A 3249-nucleotide genomic window follows, 5' to 3' on the forward strand; every position below is an offset into this window, starting at 1 on the left:
GTGTTGAAGCGCGCAATGGCGTCGAACAGTTCGGCGATGTAATCATGCGGTTCGATTTGCGTGGTGTAGGGGTTGAAGCCCAGGCCCAGCTCGTCTTCGATGAAGGCGCGGGCATTTTCTTCCCAGTCGATTTCCGGGTAGGCCGACAGGTGTGCGTTGTAGTTGCCCACGGCGCCGTTGATCTTGCCCAGCAGCGGCACGGCGGCGACTTGAGCGATCTGGCGCTCCAGGCGATACACCACGTTGGCCAGTTCTTTGCCCAAAGTGGTCGGCGAAGCTGGTTGGCCGTGGGTGCGCGACAGCATCGGCACGTCGGCGAAACGGATGGCCAGTTCGCGGATGGCGTCAGCGGTCTGGCGCATCAGCGGCAGCATCACGTCATCACGGCCTTCGCGCAGCATCAGGGCGTGGGACAGGTTGTTGATGTCCTCGCTGGTGCAGGCAAAGTGGATGAACTCGCTGACCTGGGCCAGTTCCGGCAGCTTGGCCGCTTGCTCTTTGAGCAGGTATTCGATGGCTTTAACGTCGTGGTTGGTGGTGCGCTCGATCTCTTTCACACGCTCGGCGTGCTCCAGGGAGAAGTTTTCCGCCAGGGTGTTCAATACAGCGTTGGCTTCGGCGGAAAACGCCGGCACTTCGCTGATGGCAGGGTGAGCGGCCAGGCGCTGGAGCCAGCGCACTTCAACCAGAACGCGAGCACGGATCAGACCGTATTCGCTGAAAATAGGGCGCAGGGCCTGGGTTTTGCCGGCGTAGCGGCCGTCAACAGGGGAAACCGCAGTGAGCGAAGAGAGCTGCATGGGGTGTTCTCGGACAGTCGGGCAACGAAATGGGGCGCGTATCATACATGAAAAAATCCGCCGGTCCGTCGCCAACTGACCGGCGTATTACGCGTGAGGCTATAAAAAAACGGGTCGCTGCGACTTATTCGTTGCGCATCAACGGGTAAAGCTCTTTGAGCAATTTGCGTCGGCTGATCACCAACTGCCAGCGATGACCGCCCAACTGGCGCCACAACCGCGCCGAACGAATGCCGGCCAGGAGCAGGGCGCGGATTTTCGAGGCGTTGTTCGGTTGTTGCAGGTTGCGCATGTCGCCGTGCACCTGGATGCGTTGGCGCAAGGTGCTCAACGTGTCCTGGTACAGCGCGCCACAGGCGGCAATCACGTTTTCGTGGGCCGGGCCGAAGTGCTCCACCTGGGACTGAATCTGCGGCAGGCGTTTGCCGATGGTTTCGAGCAGGTCGTCACGCTTGGCCAGTTGCCGTTCAAGGCCGAGCATCGACAGCGCATAGCGCAACGGCTCACGTTGCAAGGTGCTTGGGTCGCGCTCCAGGGCGCCGATCAGCGCGCGGTAGCCTTCGCGTAGCGCCAGATCATCACCGCCGTAGACTTCCAGTGTGTCCTTGGGGTCGCGAATCAGCAGGCTGCCGAGCATGCAGGTCAGGCCTGCCTCGGTCACCTGGCCGGTCTTGGCAATCTTGTCGACCAGCACCGCGGCGAGGAAAACTCCGCCGAGCGCCGTCAATTGCTCCTGGGTCGGGCTCATGCCGGGTTGCTCCAGGCTTCGGCGACTTCAATCACGCCGCCACCCAGGCAGATTTCACCGTCATAGAACACCACCGATTGGCCGGGCGTGACCGCGCGTTGCGGGTCATCGAACGTGGCGCGGTAGCCGCTGGCGGTTTTTTCCAGGGTGCAGGGCTGGTCGCTTTGGCGATAGCGCACTTTGGCGGTCAGGCGGCGTGGCGTGCTCAGGTCGATCGGGTTGACCCAATAGATTTCCGAGGCCAGCAGCGCGCCCGAGAACAGTAGCGGGTGCTCGTTGCCCTGGCCGACGACCAGCACGTTGTTTTCCAGGTCCTTGACCAGCACGTACCAGGGTTCTTCACCGGCGTCTTTAAGGCCGCCGATGCCCAGCCCCTGACGCTGGCCAATGGTGTGGTACATCAAGCCATGGTGACGGCCGATCACTTCACCGTCGGTGGTTTTGATCTCGCCAGGTTGTGCCGGCAGGTATTGCTTGAGGAAGTCGCTGAAGCGGCGCTCGCCGATAAAGCAGATCCCGGTGGAATCCTTCTTCTTGGCGGTAGCCAGGCCGTGTTTTTCGGCGATCTTGCGCACTTCGGGTTTTTCCAGCTCGCCGACCGGGAACAGGGTCTTGGCGATCTGTTCACCGCCCACGGCGTGCAGGAAGTAGCTCTGGTCCTTGTTCGGGTCCAGGCCTTTGAGCAGTTCGGTACGGCCATCGATATCGCGACGGCGCACGTAATGGCCAGTGGCAATCAGGTCGGCGCCAAGGATCATGGCGTAGTCGAGGAACGCCTTGAACTTGATTTCGCGGTTACACAGGATGTCCGGGTTCGGCGTACGGCCGGCCTTGTATTCGGCCAGGAAGTGCTCGAACACATTGTCCCAGTACTCGGCGGCGAAATTGGCGGTGTGCAGCTTGATGCCGATCTTGTCGCACACGGCCTGGGCGTCGGCCAGGTCGTCCATGGCGGTGCAATATTCCGTTCCATCGTCTTCTTCCCAGTTCTTCATGAACAGGCCTTCCACCTCATAACCCTGCTCCATGAGCAGAACGGCGGAAACGGAAGAATCCACGCCGCCGGACATGCCGACGATGACGCGCTTCTTTTGTGTGTCAGAAGGGGCTGGATCACGCATAGGGTTTCAACGGGTGTCTTGAAAAAGGACGCGATTCTAACAGGCTCACGCCCGCAAGGCTAAAGAGAAGGGCGGATCAATTCGAGGCTATGGCGCTGGCCGGCCAGATAATCATCGATACAGCGGATGATCAGCTCACTGCGCCAGTCGTCGCGCAGGGCCATCAGCTCCTCACGGGTCAGCCAGCGGGCGCGGACGATGCCTTCATCGAGCTGGTAGTCGGGGTGATGTTTCAAGGCCTTGGCGGTAAAACACACGCGCTGATAAGTCACGCCATTGCTGGGAGCGGTGTACAGGTAGATGCCGACAATGCCGGTGGCCTCGACGTCCCAGCCGGTTTCTTCGAGGGTTTCACGCACGGCAGCTTCGATGAGGGTTTCATGCGGGTCCAGATGGCCGGCCGGCTGGTTGAGCACGGCGCGGCCGCCCTTGAGTTCCTCGACCATCAGGAAGCGGCCGTTGTCTTCGACGAGGGTGGCGACGGTGATGTGGGGTTGCCAGGTCATAGGTGCCTCAATGTGTAGTGACTGAAGAAACTCGTTCAGTGTGGGAGCTGGCTTGCCTGCGATAGCGGTGGTTC

4 protein-coding genes are annotated in these 3249 nt (G+C 60.9%); all 4 read right to left on the reverse strand.

Translation table 11 applies throughout. The annotated features are described in order from the left end of the window. Positions 1 to 800, reverse strand: an 800-nt coding sequence (locus FEM54_RS28575; protein ID WP_240792818.1) for a lyase family protein, incomplete at its 3' end; no start/stop codon positions are given. A gap of 124 nt (positions 801 to 924) precedes the next feature. Further along, positions 925 to 1548, reverse strand: a complete 624-nt coding sequence (hflD, locus tag FEM54_RS28580) for a high frequency lysogenization protein HflD (RefSeq protein WP_017137510.1) — start codon at positions 1546 to 1548, stop codon at positions 925 to 927. Then, positions 1545 to 2669 (reverse strand): tRNA 2-thiouridine(34) synthase MnmA, encoded by a 1125-nt coding sequence (gene mnmA, locus FEM54_RS28585; RefSeq protein WP_017137509.1) that lies wholly within the window; start codon positions 2667 to 2669, stop codon positions 1545 to 1547. The genes hflD and mnmA overlap by 4 nt, the downstream gene beginning before the upstream one ends. 59 nt (positions 2670 to 2728) lie before the next feature. Continuing rightward, on the reverse strand, positions 2729 to 3175 hold the full coding sequence (locus tag FEM54_RS28590) for an NUDIX hydrolase (RefSeq protein ID WP_138453860.1): 447 nt from the start codon (positions 3173 to 3175) through the stop codon (positions 2729 to 2731). Positions 3176 to 3249: the final 74 nt, after the last annotated feature.

Source organism: Pseudomonas edaphica (assembly GCF_005863185.1).
Lineage (GTDB): Bacteria > Pseudomonadota > Gammaproteobacteria > Pseudomonadales > Pseudomonadaceae > Aquipseudomonas > Aquipseudomonas edaphica.

Excerpts from the sequence above, each read along its gene's own strand:
- hflD (WP_017137510.1), bottom strand. The coding sequence starts at position 1,548 with ATGAGCCCGACCCAGGAGCAATTGACGGCGCTCGGCGGAGTTTTCCTC.
- mnmA (WP_017137509.1), bottom strand. The coding sequence starts at position 2,669 with ATGCGTGATCCAGCCCCTTCTGACACACAAAAGAAGCGCGTCATCGTC.
- FEM54_RS28590 (WP_138453860.1), bottom strand. The coding sequence starts at position 3,175 with ATGACCTGGCAACCCCACATCACCGTCGCCACCCTCGTCGAAGACAAC.